Origin of the sequence: Curvibacter delicatus NBRC 14919 (assembly GCF_001592265.1) — a bacterium.
GTDB lineage: Bacteria > Pseudomonadota > Gammaproteobacteria > Burkholderiales > Burkholderiaceae_C > Hylemonella > Hylemonella delicata.
The window spans coordinates 23,748-30,096 of sequence record NZ_BCWP01000038.1 but is presented as its reverse complement, the minus strand read 5'-3'; the positions used below and the strand labels follow the sequence as shown (position 1 = coordinate 30,096).

The following is a 6,349-nucleotide window of genomic DNA, read 5'->3' as shown; positions in this document are numbered from 1 at the left end:
TTAATGTCGCGCTTGGTCCCGTTTCCTGATTTCCGTTCAAATTATTTGGAGAAGTTCATGCACGTCAAGCACCTTACTTCGGCTCTGACATTGGTCGCCACGGCTGCCTTGTTGACCGCCTGCGGCCAGAAAGAGGAGGCCGCTGCTCCTGCTGCGACCCCGGCGCCGGCAGTTGCCTCCGAGCCGGTGGTCAAGATCGGCCACGTGGCGCCCATGAGCGGCGCGATTGCCCATCTTGGCAAGGACAACGAATACGGCGCGCGCATGGCGATCGAGGAGCTCAATGCCGCCGGTGTCACGATCGATGGCAAGAAGGTCAAGCTGGAACTGCTGGCCGAGGACGATGCGGCCGATCCCAAGCAGGGCACCGCCGTGGCGCAAAAGCTGGCGGATGCCAAGGTGGCGGGCGTGATCGGCCACCTGAATTCGGGCACCACCATTCCGGCCTCCAAGGTCTACAGCGATGCCGGCATTCCGCAGATTTCACCCTCCGCCACCAACCCGAAATACACCCGCCAGGGCTTCAAGACCACTTTCCGCGTGGTGGCCGATGACGTGCACCTGGGCAGCACGCTCGGCAAGTACGCCGTCGAAACCCTCAAGGTGAAGAACGTGGCCGTGATCGACGACCGTACCGCTTATGGCCAGGGGGTGGCCGATGAGTTCAGCAAGGCCGCCGAGGCTGCAGGTGCCAAGATCGTCGCCAAGGAGTTCACCACCGACAAGGCGACCGATTTCAATGCCATCCTGACCAGCATCAAGGGCAAGAAACCCGATGTGGTGTTCTTCGGTGGCATGGACGCCGTGGCCGGCCCGATGCTCAAGCAGATGAAGTCGCTGGGCATCAAGGCCAAGTTCATGGGCGGCGACGGTGCCTGCACGGCCGAAATGCCCAAGCTGGCCGGTGATGCGATCGGTGAGGAGCAGGTGTTCTGCGCCGAGGCCGGCGGCGTTGAGGGCGAGGCCAAGGTTGGCATGGACAAGTTCCGCGCCGACTTCAAGGCCAAGTTCAACGCCGACGTCAAACTCTATGCGCCTTACGTCTATGACGCCACCAAGGTGCTGGTGGCCGCCATGGTCAAGGCCAATTCGTCCGACCCCGCCAAGTACCTGCCGGTGCTGGCCGCCACAACCGACTACAAGGGCGTGACCGGACCGATCAGCTTTGACGAGAAGGGCGACATCAAGAATGGCGCCCTGACCCTGTACACCTACAAGGGCGGTGAGCGTACCCAGTTGGCCGTGATCCGCTGAAGCCCTTACGTGGCTCACAGCAAAGAAGGGCCGTAGCGGCCCTTCTTTTTTGCACTTTCTTCACGACTTGTCGGAAAGTCATGCCGACTCGGTTAGAATAGCGGGCTTCCGGAGAGGTGGATGAGCGGTTTAAGTCACACGCCTGGAAAGCGTGCGTGGGGTAAAACTCACCGCGGGTTCGAATCCCGCCCTCTCCGCCAAAAATGCAAAGGCCCACGCAGTGCGTGGGCCTTTTCTTTTGGCGGAGAGGGCCGGTGAGAAACCGCGCCCGGGTTCGCTCAGAAACAGTCCGGGCACTGTTTCTGAATGCGCATGGCGCCGGGGCGCAGCCCCGAGAAATTCGCGCCAGACGAATTTCGAGCAATCCCGCCCGTGCTTGCTCGCTCAGGCCTTGCCCTGTTTCACCAGGGCCATGGCCGAACCGATCAGCGCCGAGACTTCACTCATATTGCCCGGCACGATCAGTGTGGTGGTCGAATCGGCGGCCACCTTGCCATAGGCCTCCACGGCTTTTTCGGCCACCTTGAGCTGCACCGCCTGCTCACCGCCCGGCTGTCGGATGGCCGCCGCCACGCGCTCAATGGCCTCGGCATTGGCCAGGGCCACGGCCTTGATGGACTCGGCTTCGCCCTGCGCCTGGTTGATGGCGGCCTGTTTTTCGCCTTCGGAGCGGGCAATGAAGGCTTCGCGTTCACCGGTGGCGATGTTGATCTGCTCCTGGCGCCGTCCCTCGGAGGCCGCAATCAGGGCGCGCTTTTCGCGCTCGGCCGTGATCTGCGCCTGCATGGCATGCAGGATTTCCTTCGGGGGCGTCAGGTCCTTGATTTCGTAGCGCAGCACCTTGACGCCCCAGTTGAGCGCGGCCTCGTCGATGGCCTGGACCACCTGGGCGTTGATGATGTCGCGTTCCTCGAAGGTCTTGTCGAGCTCGAGTTTGCCGATCACGCTGCGCAGCGAGGTCTGCGCCAGCTGGGTCACGGCCACGATGTAGTTGGACGAGCCGTAGCTGGCACGCATCGGGTCGGTGACCTGGAAATAGAGGATGCCGTCCACCTGCAGCTGCGTGTTGTCGCGCGTGATGCAGACCTGGCTTGGGACGTCGAGCGGGATTTCCTTCAGGCTGTGCTTGTAGGCCACCTTGTCGATGAAGGGCACCAGGAAGTTCAGGCCCGGCGTGAGCGCGGCGTGGTACTTGCCAAGGCGCTCCACCACCCAGGCGTTCTGCTGTGGCACGACCTTGACCGAGCGGCTGATGAAGAGGACCGCAATGATGAGCAGGAGGATGGCGATTTCCATGGTGACTTTCTCCGGGTGTCCGGTCAGGGTTCAAACTTCTCGATGACGAGCTGGCTGCCGCGCACCTCGACGATGCGGTGCGCGCCGGTGGAGGGCAGGGTGCCGGCACCATGCACGGCCGCCCATTGGGCGCCGCGGTATTTCACGGTGGTCGTGCCGTCAGGATGCCAGGCGTCGACATGCACGGTTTCGCCGATGTCGAGGTTGACGTCGCGGTTGGCTTCTGCGCGCAAGGTGGAGGACTGAGGCCGCAGCAGGTGCCAGGCCACCACGGCCCCGCCGCCAACCACGGCGGCCACGCCGATCTGCGCCGTCAGCGCCAGCCCGGCATGGGCGGCCAGTGCGGCAGCGGCCAAGCCGATGGCCAGCATCAGCAGGTAGAAGGTGCCGGTGACCAGCTCAGCGGCCACCACGCAGCCGGTGACCAGCCACCAGACGGTCGATTCAGCCATGGCGCTCCTAGTGATGTGTTGCAATTGCCACATTTTGCGGCAAAAGACCGGCGTAGCCGGGGCGGGGCGGCAATAAGTCCGTACACTTCGCGCCTGTTTTTCTTTTTTTCGCGCCCGGCTGGAGTGTTTTCATGAAATTTCGCTTCCCCATCGTCATCATCGACGAAGACTTCCGCTCCGAAAACACCTCGGGTCTGGGCATTCGCGCACTGGCGCAGGCCATCGAGGCCGAAGGTTTCGAAGTGCTGGGGGTCACCAGCTATGGCGATCTGAGCCAGTTCGCGCAGCAGCAGAGCCGGGCCAGTGCCTTCATCCTGTCGATCGACGACGAGGAATTCACGCCTGGGCCCGACCTCGACCCCGCCGTGCTGAACCTGCGCACCTTCATCGAGGAAGTGCGCTTCAAGAACGCCGATGTGCCACTCTACATCTACGGCGAGACCAAGACCAGCCACCACCTGCCCAACGACATCCTGCGCGAGCTGCACGGTTTCATCCACATGTTCGAGGATACGCCCGAGTTCGTGGCGCGCCACATCATCCGTGAAGCCAAGAGTTACCTGGAAGGCCTGCAACCGCCGTTCTTCAAGGCACTGCTGGATTACGCCGAAGACGGCTCCTACTCCTGGCACTGCCCGGGCCACTCGGGTGGCGTGGCCTTCCTGAAGAGCCCGGTGGGCCAGATGTACCACCAGTTCTACGGTGAGAACATGCTGCGCGCCGACGTCTGCAACGCGGTGGAGGAGCTCGGTCAGCTGCTCGACCACAACGGCGCCATTGGCGAGAGCGAGCGCAATGCCGCGCGCATCTTCAATGCCGACCATTGCTACTTCGTGACCAACGGCACCAGCACCTCCAACAAGATGGTGTGGCACCACACGGTGGCGCCGGGCGACGTGGTGGTGGTGGACCGCAACTGCCACAAGTCCATCCTGCACGCCATCATCATGACCGGGGCGATTCCGGTCTTCCTCAAGCCGACGCGCAACCATTTCGGCATCATCGGTCCGATTCCGAAGGACGAGTTCGAACCGGCGGCCATCCAGGCCAAGATCAAGGCCAACCCCTTGCTCAAGGGGGTCGATGCGAAGAAGGTCAAGCCGCGCATCCTGACGCTGACGCAGTCGACCTACGACGGCGTGCTCTACAACACCGAGACCATCAAGGGCATGCTCGACGGTTACGTCGACAACCTGCACTTTGACGAGGCCTGGCTGCCGCACGCCGCCTTCCACCCCTTCTACGGCGCCTACCACGCCATGGGCAAGAAGCGGGCGCGGCCGAAGAACTCGGTGGTCTACGCCACCCAGTCCATCCACAAGCTGCTGGCCGGCATCAGCCAGGCCAGCCATGTGCTGGTTCAGGACTCGCAGAACACCAAGCTGGACCACCACCTCTTCAACGAGGCCTACCTGATGCACACCAGCACCAGCCCGCAGTACAGCATCATCGCCAGCTGCGACGTGGCCGCTGCCATGATGGAGCCGCCCGGCGGCACGGCGTTGGTGGAGGAGAGCATTGCCGAGTCGCTCAATTTCCGCCGCGCCATGCGCAAGGTGGACGCCGAGTATGGCAAGGACTGGTGGTTCAAGGTCTGGGGACCGGACAAGCTGGTGGCCGAAGGCGTTGGCCGCGCCGAGGAATGGATCATCCGCAGCGCCAAGAACGGCAGCAAGTGGCACGGTTTTGGCCAGTTGGCCGACGGCTTCAACATGCTGGACCCGATCAAGTCCACGGTTGTCACGCCCGGCCTGAACATGGACGGCAAGTTCGACAAGACCGGCATCCCGGCGTCCATCGTCACCAAATACCTGGCCGAGCACGGCGTGGTGGTGGAGAAGACCGGCCTGTACAGCTTCTTCATCATGTTCACCATCGGCATCACCAAGGGCCGCTGGAACACGCTGCTGACCGCGCTGCAGCAGTTCAAGGACGATTACGACAAGAACCAGCCGATGTGGCGCATCATGCCGGAGTTCTGCCAGAAGCACGCGCGCTACGAGCGCATGGGCCTGCAGGACCTGTGCCAGCACATCCACACGCTGTACGCCAAGTACGACATCGCGCGCCTGACGACCGAGATGTACCTGAGCGACCTGAAGCCGGCCATGAAACCGAGCGACGCCTATGCCCACATTGCCCAACGCAAGACCGAGCGTGTCGAGATTGACCAGCTGGAAGGCCGTGTCACCGTCGGTCTGGTGACGCCGTACCCGCCCGGCATTCCGCTGCTGATCCCGGGTGAGGTGTTCAACAGGAAGATCGTCGACTACCTCAAGTTCTCGCGCGAGTTCAACGCCCAGTGCCCGGGTTTCGAGACTGACATCCACGGTCTGGTGGAAGTGGTGGGCGACGACGGCAAGAAGCATTACTACGCCGACTGCGTCAAGGCCTGAGGATCTGCCGGCCCAATGAAAACGCCCCGCATTGCGGGGTGTTTTGCTATCTAATTCATAGCTTTCGGCGCAGCCATGGCGGGCCAAAAGCCCGTTTTATTGTGATCAGGCCTCGACCACGGCCACGGCGTTATGGCTGAAACCACCGTCCACATAGCTGATCTCGGCCGTCACGCCGGCGGCCAGGTCGCTCAGCAGGAAAGCGGCCACGTTGCCGACGTCCTCGATGGTGACGTTGCGGCGCAGCGGCGAGCCGTTGGCCGCGATGCTGAGCAGCTTGCCGAAGTCCTTGATGCCGCTGGCGGCCAGGGTCTTGATCGGGCCGGCGCTCAGGCCGTTGACGCGGATGCTGCGGCCATCAGGCAGGTGGCCCACGGCTTCGGCCAGGTAACGCACCGAAGCTTCCAGGCTGGCTTTGGCCAGGCCCATGGTGTTGTAGTTCGGGATCGCCCGCACGGCACCCAGGTAGCTCAGGGTCAGCAGGGCCGACTTGTCGTTCAGGTAGGGCAGGGCCGCCTTGGCCATGGCCGGGAAGCTGTAGGCGCTGATGTCATGCGCAATGCGGTAGTTCTCGCGTGACAGGCCATCCAGGAAGTTGCCGGTGATTGCCTCGCGCGGCGCGAAGCCGATGCTGTGCACGAAGCCGTCGTAGGTGGGCCAGTGTGCCGCCAGGTCCTTGAACATGTTCTCGATCTGCGCATCGTCGCTGACGTCGCAGTCAAAAATCAGCTTGGAGTCGAATTCGGCGGCGAACTCGGTGATGCGGTCCTTGAAGCGCTCGCCCACGTAGCTGAAGGCCAGTTCGGCACCTTCGCGGTGGCATGCCTGGGCAATGCCGTAGGCAATCGAGCGGTTGCTCAACAAGCCGGTGATCAAAAATTTCTTGCCAGTCAGGAAGCCCATATTTTTCTCAGGTTGGAAAGGAATGCAAAATTTATTGGGCAGAATTGT

At 62.6% G+C, this 6,349-nt stretch carries 5 protein-coding genes and 1 tRNA gene; 3 read left to right on the top strand and 3 right to left on the bottom strand.

What is annotated here, in order from left to right; genetic code table 11:
* The first annotated feature begins 57 nt into the window (after positions 1-57).
* Together CDE01S_RS15120 and CDE01S_RS15115 are read left to right on the top strand one after the other, a co-directional pair.
* Positions 58-1,254 (top strand): branched-chain amino acid ABC transporter substrate-binding protein, encoded by a 1,197-nt coding sequence (locus tag CDE01S_RS15120; RefSeq protein ID WP_066709393.1) that lies wholly within the window; start codon positions 58-60, stop codon positions 1,252-1,254.
* Between the two features lie 110 nt (positions 1,255-1,364).
* Positions 1,365-1,454 (top strand) — tRNA-Ser (locus CDE01S_RS15115).
* A gap of 184 nt (positions 1,455-1,638) precedes the next feature.
* Here the strand turns inward: CDE01S_RS15115 and CDE01S_RS15110 are convergent.
* Positions 1,639-2,550 carry an SPFH domain-containing protein gene (locus CDE01S_RS15110; RefSeq protein WP_066709390.1) on the bottom strand — a complete coding sequence of 304 codons (912 nt, stop codon included), beginning with the start codon at positions 2,548-2,550 and terminating at the stop codon, positions 1,639-1,641.
* 23 nt (positions 2,551-2,573) lie between these two features.
* Positions 2,574-3,002: an NfeD family protein gene (locus CDE01S_RS15105; RefSeq protein ID WP_066709387.1), complete on the bottom strand. Its 429-nt coding sequence runs from the start codon at positions 3,000-3,002 to the stop codon at positions 2,574-2,576.
* Between the two features lie 131 nt (positions 3,003-3,133).
* On the opposite strand from CDE01S_RS15105, the gene CDE01S_RS15100 reads away from it, so the two are divergent.
* Positions 3,134-5,398, top strand: coding sequence for an arginine/lysine/ornithine decarboxylase (locus CDE01S_RS15100; protein ID WP_066709385.1), 2,265 nt, complete (start codon positions 3,134-3,136; stop codon positions 5,396-5,398).
* 105 nt (positions 5,399-5,503) lie between these two features.
* Here CDE01S_RS15100 and fabI read toward each other — a convergent pair whose 3' ends face one another.
* Positions 5,504-6,301: an enoyl-ACP reductase FabI gene (gene fabI / locus CDE01S_RS15095; protein ID WP_066709382.1), complete on the bottom strand. Its 798-nt coding sequence runs from the start codon at positions 6,299-6,301 to the stop codon at positions 5,504-5,506.
* Between the last annotated feature and the right edge of the window lie 48 nt (positions 6,302-6,349).